Below are 16,239 nucleotides of genomic sequence, written 5' to 3' on the forward strand. Positions count from 1 at the left end.
GCCGTGCGGGGGAGGAGGACGGGGAGTCGGCGCCGGGGAGGAGCGTCAGGACGCGTCCTTCACCATCCCGCGGACCGAGAGCTGGACGACCAGCGGCCGGTGGTCGCTCCCGGCGTCGTCGCGGTCGTCGACGACCTGGTAGCCCGAGACCTCCCAGCGTCCGGAGAAGAGGACGTGGTCGATCGGGGCGCCGAGCGCGGGCGGGACCGAGGACGGCCAGGTGCCCAGGGCGGCGCCGCCCGCGACGGTCCCCGCGTCGCGGCAGCCGCCCAGCGCGGCCGAGCCCGGCAGCCCGGTCCAGTGGTCGACCGTGGAGTTCAGATCGCCGAGGACCACGACGTCCTCCTCCGCGGAGCAGAGCGCGGAGACCGAGAGCAGATCGCTCCGCCACTCCGCGAGGCGCGAGGGGATCGGCGCCATGGTGTGCACCGCGGCGAGGACGGGGCGCTCGGGAGTGTCGGGGCGTGCGACGAGGGACGGTGTCGATCCGGTGACGACCGCGGCGGTGTCGACGCTGTAGCCGCCGAGCGAGGGGGAGAGCAGCAGGGCCGCCCCGTCGTCGGCGCCCGACCCGGCGTAGTGGAGGGTCATCGACATCCCCTGGGCGCTGAGCGCGTTCACGACGTCCTGCGCGTGCGTCTGCGAGACCTCGAGGAGGGCGATGCCGTCGACCGCGCTCTCCCGGGCGAGCGAGGCGATCGTGTCGACGGGCACGCCGTCGTGCAGCACGTTCCAGGTCGCGAGGCGCACGTCGGCGAGGCGGTGGGCGCGCGGAGCGGCGGAGTCGTAGCCCCGCGCTCCCTGCACTCCCGCGAGCACGAGCGCGAAGACGACGCCGAGCGCTGCGAGGGCCAGCGCGAGGCGCCTGACCGGAGCGACGAGGACCGCGATCACGACCAGGACAGCGGCGAGCCCGACGGCCGCCGCGCCCGTCGCGAGCCGGAACGGCACCAGCTGGGCGAAGGGGGCCTCCCGGGCGATCCCGAAGAAGCCGGGCGCCGCGACCACCAGCAGAGCGATCGCCACGATCACCGCCACCGCGGTCTTCACCAGTCTCGTCCCCATCGCCGCCCAGGCTACTAGGGCATCGGAGGGCTCGCAGGCGGCGCGTCTACGATGAGCGCATGCATGTCGACGGGGGCCGTTACGACCTCCACACCCACTCCGTCGTCTCCGACGGCACCGAGGCTCCGGCCGTCCTGGTGCGGGCCGCGGCCGCGGCCGGGCTCGCCGGAGTGGCGCTCACCGACCACGACACGACCGGCGGCTGGGCCGAGGCGCTCGCCGCGGCCGAGGAGGCGGGCATCGACCTGCTGCCCGGCATGGAGCTCTCCTCCCGCGTCGGCTGGGCCAGCGTCCACGTCCTCGCGTACCTCGTCGATCCGGCGGATCCGGGGCTCGTGGCCGAGACCGCGCGCATCCGCTCGGCCCGCACGCACCGCGCGGAGGCGATCGTCACCGCGATCGCGGCCGACTACGACCTCACCTGGGACGACGTCCTCGCCCAGACCAGCCCGGGCACGACCATCGGGCGTCCGCACATCGCCGACGCGCTCGTCGCCCGCGGCCTGGCCACCGACCGCTCCGCGGCCTTCGCGGGGATCCTCGACTGGCGCGGCGGCTACTACCGCCCGCACTACGCGCCCGACCCGGTCGACGCCGTGCGCCTGGTCCGCGCGGCGGGCGGGGTCCCGGTCATCGCGCACCCGGCCGCGAGCGCCCGCGGGATCGCGGTCGAGTCGATCCTCCCGCAGCTCGTCGACGCCGGCCTGTTCGGCCTCGAGGTCGAGCACCGCGAGAACACGGCCGACGGCAAGCGCCGCCTGCGCGAGCTCGCCGAGCAGTACTCGCTCGTCACCACGGGCTCGAGCGACTACCACGGCACGGGCAAGCCCAACCGCCTGGGCGAGAACACGACTGCGCGCGCGACCGTCGACTCGATCCGCTCCTCCGCCCGCTGAGTCGCGGAGAGCCGCTGACAGGCGGAGAGCCGCCGGATCACCGTGACCGCTGAGGGGCGGAGAGCCGCTGAGTCGCGTGGGGACCCCGCTGAGTCGCGGGAGAGCCGCTGGGACGCCGAGAGCCCGCCCTCCCGCGACGGATCGCGGGGGGACGGGCTCGGGGCGCGGAGGCTCAGGCCTGCGCGTCGGGGCGCGGGGAGCGGCGGCGCGACCGGGTGCGGCGGCGCGGCTCGCTGTTGCCGTCGTGGTGCTCCTTGCTCTCGCTCGAGGGAGCGGGGCCGGTCTGCTGCGGAGCGGTCGAGTCGGCGGAGTCGGAGCGGGTGCGGCGGCGCGGCGGCCGGTCGCCCCGCTCGGAGCGCTCGCCGCGGTCGGAGCGCTCGCCCCGGTCCGGGCGCGCGTCGGCCTTCGCCTCGGCGGGGATCGGGGTCGGCTTCAGCCGTCCCTTGGTTCCCGCGGGGATGTCGAGGTCGGTGTAGAGGTGCGGCGACGACGAGTAGGTCTCGACCGGGTCGGGCTGGCCGAACTCCAGCGCCCGGTTGATGAGGGCCCATTTGTGCAGGTCCTCCCAGTCGACGAAGGTCACCGCGATGCCGGTCTTGCCCGCGCGCCCGGTGCGGCCGACGCGGTGCAGGTAGGTCTGGTCGTCGTCCGGGATCGTGTGGTTGATCACGTGGGTGACGTCGTTCACGTCGATGCCGCGCGCGGCGACGTCGGTGGCGATCAGGATGTCCTTCTTGCCGGCCTTGAACGCCGCCATCGCGCGCTCGCGCTGCTCCTGGTTGAGGTCTCCGTGCACGGCCGCCGCGTTGAAGCCGCGGTCGTTGAGCTCCTCGACGATGCGGGCGGCGGCGCGCTTCGTGCGGGTGAAGATGACGGTCTTGCCGCGGCCCTCGGACTGCAGGATGCGCGCGATGACCTCGTCCTTGTCGAGCGAGTGCGCCCGGTAGACGATGTGCTTGATGTTCGCCTGCGTGATGCCCTCGTCGGGGTCGGTCGCGCGGATGTGGATGGGCTTGTTCATGAAGCGGCGCGCGAGCGCGACGATCGCGCCCGGCATCGTCGCCGAGAAGAGCATGGTGTGGCGGGTGGGCGGCGTCTGCGCGAACAGCTTCTCGATGTCCGAGAGGAAGCCCAGGTCGAGCATCTTGTCGGCCTCGTCGAGGACCATCACCTGCACGTTGGCGAGCGAGAGCAGGCGCTGCCCGGCGAGGTCGAGGAGCCGGCCGGGCGTGCCGACGACGATCTGCGCGCCGGCCTTCAGCTGCTCGATCTGGCCCTCGTAGGCCTTGCCGCCGTAGATCGAGACGATCTTGGTCGGCCGGTTGGAGGCGGCCAGCTCGATGTCCTCGGTGACCTGCACGGCGAGCTCGCGGGTCGGGACGACGATGAGCGCCTTGACGCCCGGCTCCGGGTCGGTGCCGAGGGCCTGGATGAGGGGGAGGCCGAAGCCGAAGGTCTTGCCGGTGCCGGTCTTGGCCTGGCCGATGATGTCCTGCTTCTGCAGGGCCAGGGGGATCGTCTGCTCCTGGATGGGGAACGGCTCGAGGATGCCCTTGGCGGCGAGTGCGGCGACGATGTCGTCGTCGATGTTCAGATCGGAGAAAGTCACGGAGTGAAGCGCCTGTCGTGTCGAACGGTCTACGCCCCTGTACGACTCCGGGCGCAGGGTCACCGATCCAGCGCCGGTGACATCCCGGCGAGTCTACTGCTCCCGGCCCCGCCGGCCCCGGAACCCCGCTCCTCCGGCGCCCTATGCTGAGGAAATGGCTGCCTGGTTCCGACGTCGACGTCCCCTGCTCGAGGTGCCCCGCCTGACGCCCCGCGGGGAGTCGAGCCAGAAGCGCGACCGCGTCGACCTCGCCGACCTCACCCCCGAGGTGCTGCCCTACCTCGGCCAGGTCGCCTACCTCCAGCTCGCGGTGTTCGAGGTGCTGGCGCGCGCCGTCGCCGAGACCGACGACCTCGCGGACAAGGAGGCCATCTCCTCCGCCGCCGGCACGGCGCTCGCGAAGCACCACGCCGTCGTCGCCGAGCTGCGCCGCCGCGACGTGGAGCCCGGCGAGGCCATGGCGCCGTTCCGCCCAGCGATCGACACCTTCGAGCGGCTCACCCGCGGCGCGGACCTCCACGAGACGCTGCTCTCGGCGTACATCACGGCGGGCCTGCTCGACGACTTCTTCATCCGCCTCACCGGCGGGCTGCCCACCGACGTGGGGCCGCGCATCGCGCAGACGCTCGGCGCGGACACGGGCGTCGACGGCGTGATCGCGATCCTCCGCCGCGAGATCGCCGCGGACGGGCGCCTGGGCTCGCGCCTGGCCGTCTGGGGCCGCCGCCTGGTGGGCGACACCCTCCTCGTGGCGCGCTCCGCGCTGATGGGCTCGGGCAACCACGACTCCGACGAGTCGCGGATCGAGCCGGTGTTCACCGAGCTCATCGCCTCGCACACGCGCCGGATGGACGCGCTGGGGCTCACGGCCTGACGGTTCCCGGCGTCGCACTGCCCCGGAATCCGGAACGACGGAGGCGCGGAAGTCCGAGGACTCCCGCGCCTCCGGCTCGGATCAGGGGGCGACGCGTCCCGAGAGCATCGCCTGCAGGGAGGCCTCGTCGCGGCGGGCGCGGCTGCGCCCGAGCGAGAGGCCGACCGGGACGACGACCACGGCGGTCGCGACGAGGGACAGGACCCAGATCAGGCCGCCGTCCCACGGCAGGCCCGCCCAGGTCAGTGCGACCCAGACGACTGCGGCGACGAGGCCGCCGATCGCCGGGACCAGCACGGAGCCGTGCAGGTGCCGGTGCGGCAGCCCGTAGCGCGCGGCGAGACCGATCAGGACCCCGAACAGGGTGATGAAGAGGAGCTCCACGACGTGTCCGCCCGGGACGCTCTAGGCGACGAAGCCGACGCGGCGCGACTCCTCGGAGCCGACCTCGACGAAGGCGATGGTGGCGGTCGGGACGATGTAGATCTTGCCCTTCTCGTCGCGGAGGCGGAGGACGGCGGTGCCGGCCTCGAGAGCGGTGGTCACCGTCTTCTCGACCTCGGTCACGGACATCGACGACTCGAAGTTGAGCTCGCGCGGGGTGTTGACCATTCCAATACGGATTTCCACCAGCAGTGCCTTTCGGGAGGGGACGAGGGTGTCAGGATACGGGACCGCGCTCGGACGACCGCGCCGGTTTCGCGGTGAGCGGAGCGGGCGGCCGGGGCTCCCGGCGGGGACGGGCGGGAGTGTCGGACCCGGTGGCTACCGTGGTCGTGTGACCGCTCCCGCGACCCCCGCTCCCTCCACCGCAGCCTCCGTCGGCGAGGCGCTCCCGGGCGAGCCCGCGGTCGTGCTGGACGACTCCCAGCGCGCGGTGCTCGCGCTGCCCGAGGGCCGCAGCGCCGCCGTGCTCGGGGCGCCGGGGACGGGCAAGACCACGACGGTCGTCGAGCTGGTCGCCGAGCGCGTCCTCGAGCGGGGGTACCCGCCCGAGTCGGTCGTGGTGCTCGCGGCCAGCCGCACCGCCGCCACCGCCCTGCGCGACGTGCTCGCCCTGCGGCTGGGAGTGCCGACCCGGGGCCCGCTCGCCCGGACCGCGACCTCGCTCGCGTTCGAGGCGGTCACCTCCTCCGCTAAGGAGCGCGGCCTCGAGCGGCCGACCCTCCTGACCGGCGGCGAGCAGGACGCCCTCCTCTCGGAGCTCGTCGAGGGCCACCTCGAGGAGGGGACCGGCCCGCGGTGGCCGGAGGAGTTCAGCCCCGAGGTGCTGCGGCTGCGGACCTTCCGGACCGAGCTCCGCGAGTTCGGGATGCGTGCGACCGAGCACGGGCTCGACTCGGACGCGATCCGCGCCCTCGGGGTCGACGCCGAGCGAGGGGAGTGGAGCGCGGCGGCCGACGTGCTCGACGAGCTGCGCGAGGTGGTCGAGTGGATGGCGCCCCAGGCGGGCACCCGTCTGGACGCGGCGGAGTTCGCGGCCTACGCGGCCGAGGCGATCCGCGCCGGCGAGGGCGGCGAGCGGATCGACGCGCTGCGCCTCGTCGTCGTCGACGACCTCCAGGAGGCGAGCGAGTCGACGCTCGTGCTGCTGCGGGCGCTGACGGAGCGCGGGGTGACCGTGATCGCGCTGGGCGACCCGGACGTGGCGACCAGCGCCTACCGCGGCGCGGCCTCCGACACGCTCGGCCGGTTCGCCACGAGCATCGGCGCGTCCGACGTCGAGACGCTGGTGCTCGCGCGCGTGCACCGCCACTCGGCCGCGCTGCGGGCGGTCGTGTCGGCGGCCACCGAGCGGATCGGCACCGCGGCGGCCGGCCGGCAGCGGGCGGCGGTCGCGGCTCCGGCCCCCGAGGCGGGCCCGGCACCCGTCCTGGTGCTGCACGCCCCGACGGCGGCGCGCGAGGCGGCGACGGTGGCGCGGCTGCTGCGCGAGCGGCGGCTGCGCGACGGAGTGGCGTGGCGGCGGATGGCGGTCGTCGTCCGCTCCGGAGCCGCGGTCCAGCCGCTGGTGAAGGCGCTCGCGGTGGCGGAGGTGCCGACCCGCTCCGTGCTCGCCGGACGGGCGCTGCGCGACGATCACGCGGCCCGGGCGCTGCTCGTGCTGGTCGGCGTCGCGATCGGCGAGCGGCCCCTCGAAGCGGAGCTCGCGGCGGAGCTGCTGCTCGGCCCGTTCGGCGGGGTCGACCGGCTGGGGCTGCGCAGGCTCCGGCTCGCGCTCCGGGCGGAGGAGCTGGCCGGCGGCGGCATCCGCGCGAGCGACCCGCTGCTGGTCGAGGCCCTCGCCGCGCCCGGCCGATTCGCGACCATCGACTCCGCTCCCGCCCGGCAGGCCGAGCGGCTGGCCGTGACGATCGACCGGGTCCGCCGCCTGCACGAGGAGGGGGGCTCGATCGAGGAGCTCCTGTGGTCGGCGTGGGAGTCCAGCCGCGTCGCGTCCTCCTGGCGCGAGCTCGCCCTCGGCACCGGCCTGACCGCCGCCGAGGCCAACCGCAACCTCGACGGCGTGGTCGCCCTCTTCAGCGCCGCGCGCCGGTTCGTGGAGCGGGCGACCGGGCACTCCGCGGTCGGCTTCGTCACCGAGATCCTCGAGGCGGAGGTCCCCGAGGACACGCTCGCTCCGCGCTCCGTCGAGGACGCGGTCCTCATCGGCACGCCCTCCTCCGTCGTCGGCCTCGAGTTCGACGTCGTGGTGGTGGCGCGACTGCAGGACGGCGTCTGGCCCAACCTCCGCCAGCGCGGCTCGCTGCTCGATCCGGACGGCCTGCTGCGGCACGCCCGCGGCGAGGGCGGACTGCCGCTCGACGCCCGCAAGGCCACTCTCGACGACGAGCTCCGGATGTTCGCCCTGGCCGCCTCCCGCGCCCGGCGGCAGCTGGTGCTCAGCGCCGTCGCGGGCGAGGACGAGACGCCCTCCCTCTTCTTCCGGCTCACCCCGCCGGACGCGCCGCGGCTCGATCCGGCCTCCGCAGTGCCGCTCACGCTGCGCGGGGCGGTGGCGGCGCTGCGCCGGACCGCCACCACGCCGGACTCGACCGAGGCTCCCGCCGCCATCCGAGGGCTCAGCGCCCTGGCGCTCGCGGAGGTCCCGGGCGCCGACCCCTCCTCCTGGTCCGGGGTGCTCGAGCCCTCGACCACGGAGCCGCTCTTCGACGTCGGCGACCCCCAGCGTCCCGTCTCCGTCTCGCCGAGCCGCCTCGAGGCCTTCGAGCGGTCCCCTCTGGATTGGTTCGTCGACGCCGTCTCCGGCTCCACGACGAGCACGGCGATGGGGGTCGGCACCCTCGTGCACTGGGTCCTCGAGAACGCCGAGCGGCCCGATCCGCAGGAGCTGTGGGCGGCTCTCGAGTCGCGGTGGCCGGAGCTGGTCTTCGAGTCGCCCTGGCTGGGGGAGCGGCAGAAGCGCGTCACACGGCGGCTGATCGACGGCCTCGCGGGCTACCTCGCCGACTTCGAGCGCGGGGGAGGCGTGGTGCTCGGCCGCGAGCAGCAGTTCGAGCTCGACGTCCCGCCCGCCCGGGTGCGGGGCTCGATCGACCGCGTCGAGCGCGCGGCCGACGGCGCCGTCACGATCGTCGATCTCAAGACGGGCCGCAGCACCCCCCGCAAGGACGACATCGCCGAGCACGCGCAGCTGGGCAGCTATCAGCTCGCCGTCGCCGAAGGGGCGATCGAGGCGGCCGATCCGGCCGACGGGGGAGGCGCGAAGCTGCTCTTCGTGGCGACGGGCGTGCGCGGGAAGCCGTACCGCGAGGTGGTCCAGGAGCGCTTCGGCGAGGAGGAGCTGGAGCGGCTGCGCGATCGCGTCCGCGCCGCGGCCCTGGGCATGGCGGCGGCGGGCTTCTCGGGCCTGCTCGACGCGATCCCGTTCTCCCCCGGCGACGCCCTGCGGTACCGCATCCACGCGGTGCCCGAGGTCCCGGGGGACGGACTCCTGGCGATCGACGAGGTCGACGAGACAGAGGACCCGGAGGACTCCGAGGAGCCGGGTCCCGATGCGCCGGCCGATCCATCCGGCCCCGCCGACCCCGACCCCTCCGCCGTCCTCGAGGAGGAGCTGCCGTGATCGACGCCCTGACCATCGCCGAGCGCCTCGACCTGCGCCCGCCCACCGCCGAGCAGCGCGCCGTCATCGAGGCGCCGCTCGAGCCTGCCCTGGTGGTCGCCGGTGCCGGCAGCGGCAAGACCGAGACGATGGCGAACCGCGTCCTCTGGCTCCTCGCGAACGGCCACGCGGCGCCGTCGGAGGTGCTCGGCCTCACCTTCACCCGCAAGGCGGCGGCCGAGCTCGGCGAGCGCATCGGGCGGAGGATCGACCAGCTCGGCGCGGCGGGCCTGCTCCCGCTCGCGCCCGGGCAGTCGGCGCCCGACCCGTTCGAGGCCGCCACCGTCTCGACCTACAACGCCTTCGCGAACACGATCTTCCGCGACAACGCCGCCCTGATCGGCCGCGAGGGGGACGCGACCGTGCTCTCCGAGGCCTCCGCCTGGCATCTCGCGCGGGGAGTCGTGGCCGACACGGCCGATCCGCGCATCCTCGAGGTGGAGGCGGGGATCGACCGGCTGACCGACCTCGTCGTCTCGCTCGCGCACGACCTCGCCGACAACCTCGCCGATCCGGCCGCGGTCGCCGCGTTCGCCGAGGACTTCCTCCGCCTGGGCGAGCTGCCGCGCGGAGGCAGCGGCTCGGGGCTCTACCGCGAGCTCGAGAAGGCGCTGCAGGCCGTGGGCGCGCTGCCGGTGCTGACGGCGCTCGCCGAGCGGTTCCAGGAGGCGAAGGCCGAGCGCGGCTTCGTCGAGTTCTCGGACCAGGTGGCCCTCGCGCTGCGGATCGTCGACCGGGTGCCGCGGATCGTGGACGAGCACCGCGCGAGGTACCGGGTGGTGCTCCTCGACGAGTACCAGGACACCTCCGTGCTGCAGACCCGCCTCCTCTCGCGGCTCTTCGCCGGGCAGGGAGTGATGGCCGTGGGCGACCCGCACCAGTCGATCTACGGCTGGCGCGGTGCGAGCGCCGAGGGGCTCGGCCGCTTCGGCACCGATTTCGGGGGAGCGGGCCGCTTCTCCCTCAGCACGAGCTGGCGCAACGGCCGCCGCGTGCTGACCGCCGCGAACGCGATCGTGGAGCCGCTGTCGGCGGGGAGCGCGGTCGCGGTCGACACGCTGAGCGCGGGGCCTCAGGCCTCCGAGCACCCGGTCGAGCTCACCTTTCCCGAGACGATCGAGGAGGAGGCGGACGACGTCGCCGCCTGGTTCGCCGGGCGGCTGCGCGAGAACGCCGAGCCGCCGTCGGCCGCGGTGCTCTTCCGGGTGCGCGCGCACATGGACCGCTTCGCCGCCGCGCTGGCGAAGCACGGCGTCCGGTACCACATCCTCGGCATCGGGGGCCTGCTGCGGCAGCCCGAGATCGCCGACCTCGTCGCCGCGCTCACCGTGGTCGAGGACCCGGCCGCCGGCAGCGAGCTCGTCCGCCTCCTGGCCGGCGCCCGCTGGCGTCTGGGCGTCCGCGACCTCAAGGCGCTGCGCGACCTCGCCTCGTGGCTCGCGGCGCGCGACCACGCCCACCGGCTGCTCCCGGAGGAGGTGCGCGAGCGGATGCGCGCGTCCGTCACCGAGGGCGAGGGCGGCTCGATCGTCGAGGCCCTCGACTTCATCGCGGCGCGCCGCCCCGGCGACGACGGGCGGATCGACCACTCCGCGCTCGGCGGGTTCAGCGCCGAGGGCCTGCGGCGCCTGCACGAGGCGGGCACCCTGTTCGCCCGGCTGCGCGCCCGGGCCGGGCTCGACCTCCTCGACTTCGTCACCCTGGTCGAGCAGGAGCTGGGCCTGGACATCGAGGTCGAGGCGAACGAGTCGCGCGGGGACGGCCGCGCCAACCTCGAGGCCTTCCGGGAGGCGGTGGCCGGGTACCTGCAGACGGACGACCGCGGCGCCGGCACCGGTTCCTCCCTCCGCGGATTCCTCCGCTGGCTCGTCCTCGCGGACAAGCGCGACGGCCTGGCCCCGCGACCGGAGGACCCGGAACCGGGGACGGTGCAGCTGCTGACGATCCACGGCTCCAAGGGTCTGGAGTGGGACCTCGTCGCCGTCCCGCGGATGGTCGACGGCGAGCTCCCCGGCACGCCGGTCGAGGGCTTCCGCGGGTGGGTCAGACTGGGCGCGATGCCCTACGCGTTCCGCGGCGACGCCGCCGAGCTCCCCGATCTCGCCTGGCGCGGCTGCAGCACGCAGAAGGAGGTCGTCGACGCGATCGGAGCGTTCGGCGACACCCTCCGCGAGCGCAACGAGGCGGAGGAGCGGCGTCTCGCCTACGTGGCCGTCACGCGGGCGCGTCACCACCTCCTGCTCAGCGGCTCGTGGTGGGCCGGCCAGGCCAAGCCGCGCGGACCGGGCGTCTTCCTCCGCGACCTCGAGGAGGCCGGCACGATCCCGCCGCTGCCGACCGAGCCCGCGAACGAGGAGAACCCGCTCGAGCGGGCCCCGCGCACGTTCCGCTGGCCGCACGATCCGCTCGGCTCCCGCGGCGACCGGGTCCGCGCCGCCGCCGCCCGGGTCCGCAGCGCCGAGCCCGCTCTGCTGGGGGCGCGCGGCGACGACATCCGCCTGCTGCTCGCCGAGCGGGCGGTGCGGCTGGCCGGGGGCGAGCGCACGCCGCTGCCCACCCGCATCCCCGCCTCCCGGTTCAAGGACATCGTCAGCACGCCGGACGAGGTCGCGGCGCAGCTGCGCCGGCCGATGCCGGAGCGCCCCTACCGGCAGACCCGGCTCGGCACGACGTTCCACTCCTGGGTCGAGAACCGCTTCGGCGTCCAGAGCGGGGCGGAGGCGGTCGACACCTTCCCCGACGAGCTCGACGACGCCGGCCCCACGAGCGTCGAGCAGGAGCGGCTCGACGCCCTGATCGCCATCTTCGAGCGCTCGGAGTGGGCCGACCGGCGCCCGGAGGCGGTCGAGATCGAGATCCACCTCCAGCTCGCCGGCCACGTCGTCGTCTGCAAGCTCGACGCGGTGTACCCGACGGAGGACGGCGTGCAGATCGTCGACTGGAAGACCGGGCGGGCGCCGAAGGACGCCGCCGACCTCGAGCTCAAGCAGTTCCAGCTCGCGCTGTACCGGCTCGCCTACTCGCGCTGGCGGGGGGTTCCGCTCGAGAGCGTCGACGCCGTGTTCTACTTCGTCGCCGACGACCTCGTGCTGCGGCCCGAGCGGTTCTACTCCGAGCGCGAGCTCGCGGAGTCGCTCTCCTCGGCGACGGGAGCGAGCCCGCGGCCGTGAGCGGAGGAGCCCGTGCGGGCTCCCGGCGTGCGGTTGAGGAGCTCCTCGACCTCCGAGACCTCCAGCACCGGGCCGGTGTCGGTCGAGAGGGGCGCGGAGAGGTCGCCCAGCACGCTGTCGACCAGCGTGTCGAGCATGGCGACCGCGTCGTCCACGATGGCGGAGTCGTCGGTCTCGGTGCCGTGCAGCAGCCAGCGGGCGAGTTCGAGCTCGGCGTAGAGCTGGGCGCGCTGGCGGATCGTGCGGTCCACTGCTCCCGCGCGCATCCGGGAATAGGCGGAGAGCGCCGTCTCGGAGCCCGGGGCGCTCAGCAGCCAGTGCAGGTCGCGCGCCGGGTCGCCGACCCGCAGCGCCGCCCAGCCGAGCACGGCCGCGACGACGTCGCCGGAGCGGAGGAAGGAGTCGGCGGTCATCGAGCCGTTCACCACGGTCGGGTCGAACTGCCAGAGCGCCTCGTCGGAGGAGGCCGACTCCCAGCGCGCGACGAGCGCCGCCGGGACGTGGCCGGTGTCGGCCGCGCGCTCGATCACCGCGACCGTCTCGTTCACGCTGTCGCGCGCGGTCGCGATCGGCAGGCCCGCCTCCTGGACGAACGACACCGGGAGCGAGTGGATCGCCCCGACGGCCCGGCCGATCGAGTCCGCGAGCCCGCTCTGCGCGGCCACGTCGTCGATGAGGACGCGATCTCCCTCGAGGTACTCGTAGACGACCGCGCGGGTGCCGTCGAACGGCGTCTGCCCGACGCTCTCCTGCAGATCGAAGGGCAGGCGGCTGCGGATGCCGGCGGTCAGCGCCCGGAGCGCGACGAGGTCGCCGAGCTGCTCCTGCTCCGCGAGCGCGGACGTGGGCACGCGCACGACGAGGCGGGCGCCCTCGCGCGTCGTCAGCAGGGCGGAGTCGAAGTCGCCGTGCGTCGAGGAGGTGAAGGGGCGCGCGGAGCGGACGTCGAGGCCCTCGACGGCCGAGGTGGCCAGCGCGGCTAGAGTGAGATGGGATCTGGCCATGGTTTCCAGGGTAGGCGGCTCGTGCCCGGCCGGCCCGCCGCCACGCGCTGTCCCGCCGATGCCGTCGAAGGCCCGCGACAGCGGTCCTCGCGGCCCCCGTCACGAAATGAGCCCCGGATGTCACTGCCCTTCGCCGATCGCCTCCCGCTCTCGCGACAGGCGGCCGACCGCGACGGCGTCGGACGCTCGCGGCCCGCGCTCTTCGACGAGCTGCTCGCCGATCCCGCCACCCGCGTGCTCGTCCTGCACCACGACCGGACCCTGGTCGAGGCCGACCGCCTCGTCCTGCGCCGCCCCGAGGACGTGACCGCCGGAACCCTCCGGATCTACCTCGGCCGCACGCTCGCCGAGGCCCCCGGCGAGCCGGTCGGAACCCCCGTCATCGCGACCGTCCTCACCGACGCGGCCGCCGCCGAGCTCGAGCCCGACGAGGAGCGGTGGAGCGGCCTGCGCCCGATCGCCGAGCGCCTGAGCGACCGCGACGCGGGCCTGTTCACCGAGGCTCTCGCCATCGCGAACTGGCACGCCTCGCACGGCTACTCGCCCCGCAACGGCGACCCGACCGTCGTCGAGCAGGGCGGCTGGGTCCGCCGCTCGCCCACCGACGGCAGCCAGGTCTTCCCGCGCACGGATCCGGCGATCATCGTCTGCGTCCTCGACGCGGACGACCGCCTCCTCCTCGGCTCGAACGCGATGTGGGGCACCGGCCGCTTCTCCCTGCTCGCCGGCTTCGTCGAGCCGGGCGAGTCGCTCGAGGCCGCCGTGATCCGCGAGATCGGCGAGGAGTCGGGCATGCGCGTCGTCGACCCGCAGTACCTCGGCTCGCAGCCCTGGCCCTTCCCCGCCTCCCTCATGGTCGGCTTCACCGCCCGCCTCGCCGAGGACCAGTCCCCGGAGGATCTGCTCCCGGACGGCGAGGAGATCGTCGAGCTGCGCTGGTTCACCCGGCAGCAGCTGCACGACTCGCTCGAGTCCGTGCTGCTGCCCGGCCGCTCGTCGATCGCCCGCGCGATGATCGAGGACTGGTACGGAGGCGAGCTGGAGAACGGCCCGATCGCGTGACCCTGCTCGACGGACTCGACGAGGGGCAGCGCGAGGCGGCGGAGGCGCTGCTGGGGCCGGTCTGCGTCCTCGCGGGAGCGGGCACGGGCAAGACCCGGACGATCACGCACCGCATCGCGCACGGAGTGGCGACCGGCGTCTACACGCCCGGTCGCGTCATGGCACTGACCTTCACCAGCCGCGCCGCGGCCGAGCTGCGCTCGCGCCTGCGGGTGCTCGGCGCCGGGGGCGTCCAGGCCCGCACGTTCCACGCAGCGGCTCTCTCGCAGCTCGGCTACTTCTGGCCGCAGCTGGTGGGGGGCACGATGCCCCAGCTGCTCGACGGCAAGGCCCGCCTGCTCGGGCACGCGGCCGAGCGGCTCCGCCTGAAGCTCGACACGGCGACGCTTCGCGACCTCTCGGCCGAGATCGAGTGGCGGAAGGTGTCCGCCCTCTCCCTCGAGCAGTACGCCGTCGCCGCCCGCACGCGCCCCCTGCCCGGACGGCTCACCCTGGAGCAGACGGTCGCGCTCGTGGACGAGTACGAGGGGCTGAAGGACCAGCGCCGCCAGATCGACTTCGAGGACGTCCTGCTCGTGACCGCCGGGATGCTCGAGTCCGAGCCCGCGATGGCGATGCAGGTGCGCGAGCAGTACCGCTTCTTCGTCGTCGACGAGTACCAGGACGTCTCGCCGCTGCAGCAGCGGCTCCTGGAGCTCTGGCTCGGCGACCGGAGCGACCTCTGCGTCGTCGGCGACGCCAGCCAGACCATCTACTCCTTCGCGGGTGCGCGGGCCGACTACCTCCTCGACTTCCCGTCCCGCTGGCCGGCCGCCACCGTGGTGCGCCTGGAGGAGAACTACCGCTCGGCCGTGCCGATCGTGCAGACCGCGAACCGCCTCATGCGGGGCAGGCCCGGCGCCCTCTCGCTCCACGCCGTCGCCGCCGCCGAGGCGCCGGAGCCCGCGATCGACGCCTACCCGGACGACATCGCGGAGGCGCGCGGGATCGCGGCGCGGGTCGCGGCCGACATCGAGGCGGGGGTGCGCCCCTCCGACATCGCGGTCCTCTTCCGCACCAACAGCCAGTCGGCGGTCATCGAGCACGCCCTGCACGAGCGTGGAGTGAGCGCGCACATGCGCGGCGGCAAGCGCTTCTTCGACCTGCCCGAGGTGAAGCAGGCCGTGATGCAGCTGCGCGCGGCGTCCGTGTCGATCAGCGGCGAGCCGCTGTTCAAGTCGGTGAGCGACGTCCTCCGCTCGCTCGGCTGGAGCGCCGAGCCCCCGTCGGCGCCCGGTGCGGTGCGCGACCGGTGGGAGTCGCTGGACACGCTGGCCCGCCTCGTCGACGAGGCCCCTGCCGGATGGACCTTCCGCCAGTTCACCGACGACCTGATCGCACGCCAGCAGGTGCACCACGAGCCGGACCGCGGCGCGGTCACCCTCGCCACGCTGCACTCGGCGAAGGGCCTCGAGTGGGAGTCGGTGCACCTGATGGGGCTCGCCGAGGGCCTGCTGCCGATCTCGTACGCCGCCGGCCTCGAGGCGATCGACGAGGAGCGGCGCCTCCTCTACGTCGGCATCACCCGGGCCCGCCGGCGCCTGCGCCTCTCGTGGGCGCGCTCGACGGTCGGCCGCGTCACGCGGAGGGAGCCGTCGCGCTTCCTCGAAGAGCTCGGCACGCGCACTCGGGGTGCGGCTCCCGCTCCCGCACGGTGAACGCTCCGGAGGCGTCGCTGTAGACCCGCTCGGCCGCGCGGAGCCCTCGCCAGCCCGCGAGGAGCCGCCGCAGCACGGCGTCGGCGGCCGCCACGGCGATCGCCGCGCTCGCGAGCGGCGTGCGGGTGGGGGCTGAGCGGCCGAGCACCTGGATCACGAGGCGCGCGCGATCCGGGTCGAGGTCCATCCGGTCCCGCTCGGCGCAGTGCAGGCACGGTCCGGACCCCGGCTCCACCAGGGGTCCGAGGCGCACCGATTCGTCGCCGAACACCACCGCCAGGTGCGGCACATCGGCCGCGAGCCAGTGCGCGGCGCGGGCGGGGGCGACCGCGAAGTCGGCGATCAGCACGGCGAGGTCCGGCGTCCCGTCGTCGGCGAGCAACGAGCAGCCCTCGCTCCGGAGCAGCGTGCGCAGTGCGTCCGGTGCTGCGCCCGTCCCCTCGACGACGACCCGCGGTGCCGGGGGAGGGCCGGGCTCGACGCTGCGCAGCAGGACCGGCCGGAGCGCCTCGAGCACCTCGTCGACACGCGCCTCGCTCGCTCCGGCGCGCGCCGCGATCAGGCGGACGGTGCCGGCGCTGGTGCCCACGCGGAGGGCGTCGAGCAGCAGCTCCTCCGGGTAGCCGACGCCGTCCAGGACCGCGTGCGGCCGGTCGAGGCCGAGCTGCACCGCGGTCGCTGAGCGCCAGAGCAGGGGGAGTCGGGGATCGAGCCGGAGCACCATCCGGCGATCATGGCCGAGACCGGCCCGGCGCCG

Annotated in this window: 12 protein-coding genes; 6 read left to right on the forward strand and 6 right to left on the reverse strand. The window is 74.7% G+C overall.

Annotated elements, in window-relative coordinates; genetic code table 11:
- Positions 1–45: 45 nt before the first annotated feature.
- The gene (locus C5C71_RS06605; protein WP_104256196.1) at positions 46–1,065 is read right to left on the reverse strand and encodes an endonuclease/exonuclease/phosphatase family protein; all 1,020 of its coding nucleotides are present in this window, start codon (positions 1,063–1,065) and stop codon (positions 46–48) included.
- Between the two features lie 59 nt (positions 1,066–1,124).
- On the opposite strand from C5C71_RS06605, the gene C5C71_RS06610 reads away from it, so the two are divergent.
- Entirely contained in the window at positions 1,125–1,961 is an 837-nt protein-coding gene (locus tag C5C71_RS06610; protein WP_104233176.1) for a PHP domain-containing protein, read from the forward strand.
- A gap of 172 nt (positions 1,962–2,133) precedes the next feature.
- Here the strand turns inward: C5C71_RS06610 and C5C71_RS06615 are convergent, their stop codons facing one another.
- Positions 2,134–3,570: a DEAD/DEAH box helicase gene (locus tag C5C71_RS06615; protein ID WP_104224844.1), complete on the reverse strand. Its 1,437-nt coding sequence runs from the start codon at positions 3,568–3,570 to the stop codon at positions 2,134–2,136.
- A gap of 154 nt (positions 3,571–3,724) precedes the next feature.
- Here C5C71_RS06615 and C5C71_RS06620 point away from each other — a divergent pair, with 154 nt between their 5' ends.
- Positions 3,725–4,444 (forward strand): ferritin-like fold-containing protein, encoded by a 720-nt coding sequence (locus tag C5C71_RS06620; RefSeq protein ID WP_104261755.1) that lies wholly within the window; start codon positions 3,725–3,727, stop codon positions 4,442–4,444.
- Positions 4,445–4,525: 81 nt separating this feature from the next.
- On the opposite strand, the gene C5C71_RS06625 is transcribed toward C5C71_RS06620, so the two are convergent.
- Together C5C71_RS06625 and C5C71_RS06630 are read right to left on the reverse strand one after the other, a co-directional pair.
- The gene (locus tag C5C71_RS06625; protein ID WP_104226942.1) at positions 4,526–4,828 is read right to left on the reverse strand and encodes a hypothetical protein; all 303 of its coding nucleotides are present in this window, start codon (positions 4,826–4,828) and stop codon (positions 4,526–4,528) included.
- A 21-nt stretch (positions 4,829–4,849) separates the two neighbouring features.
- On the reverse strand, positions 4,850–5,074 hold the full coding sequence (locus C5C71_RS06630) for a DUF3107 domain-containing protein (RefSeq protein WP_104224841.1): 225 nt from the start codon (positions 5,072–5,074) through the stop codon (positions 4,850–4,852).
- Positions 5,075–5,222: 148 nt separating this feature from the next.
- On the opposite strand from C5C71_RS06630, the gene C5C71_RS06635 reads away from it, so the two are divergent.
- Together C5C71_RS06635 and C5C71_RS06640 are read left to right on the forward strand one after the other, a co-directional pair.
- Complete coding sequence (locus tag C5C71_RS06635) at positions 5,223–8,510, forward strand: ATP-dependent DNA helicase (RefSeq protein WP_104337368.1); 3,288 nt, start codon at positions 5,223–5,225, stop codon at positions 8,508–8,510.
- On the forward strand, positions 8,507–11,719 hold the full coding sequence (locus tag C5C71_RS06640) for an ATP-dependent DNA helicase (protein ID WP_104337369.1): 3,213 nt from the start codon (positions 8,507–8,509) through the stop codon (positions 11,717–11,719). Before C5C71_RS06635 ends, C5C71_RS06640 begins: the two co-directional genes overlap by 4 nt.
- Here C5C71_RS06640 and C5C71_RS06645 read toward each other — a convergent pair.
- Positions 11,656–12,723: a phosphotransferase gene (locus tag C5C71_RS06645; protein WP_104224838.1), complete on the reverse strand. Its 1,068-nt coding sequence runs from the start codon at positions 12,721–12,723 to the stop codon at positions 11,656–11,658. The genes C5C71_RS06640 and C5C71_RS06645 overlap by 64 nt on opposite strands.
- A 117-nt stretch (positions 12,724–12,840) precedes the next feature.
- On the opposite strand from C5C71_RS06645, the gene nudC reads away from it, so the two are divergent.
- Positions 12,841–13,785 (forward strand): NAD(+) diphosphatase, encoded by a 945-nt coding sequence (nudC, locus tag C5C71_RS06650; protein ID WP_104261196.1) that lies wholly within the window; start codon positions 12,841–12,843, stop codon positions 13,783–13,785.
- Positions 13,782–15,482, forward strand: coding sequence for an ATP-dependent helicase (locus C5C71_RS06655; protein ID WP_104224836.1), 1,701 nt, complete (start codon positions 13,782–13,784; stop codon positions 15,480–15,482). Before nudC ends, C5C71_RS06655 begins: the two co-directional genes overlap by 4 nt.
- On the opposite strand, the gene C5C71_RS06660 is transcribed toward C5C71_RS06655, so the two are convergent.
- Positions 15,403–16,206, reverse strand: a complete 804-nt coding sequence (locus C5C71_RS06660; RefSeq protein WP_104224835.1) for a hypothetical protein — start codon at positions 16,204–16,206, stop codon at positions 15,403–15,405. The two genes, C5C71_RS06655 and C5C71_RS06660, sit on opposite strands and share 80 nt — an antisense overlap.
- Positions 16,207–16,239 lie beyond the last annotated feature (33 nt).

The organism is Rathayibacter sp. AY1C1 (assembly GCF_002932105.1).
Lineage (GTDB): Bacteria > Actinomycetota > Actinomycetes > Actinomycetales > Microbacteriaceae > Rathayibacter.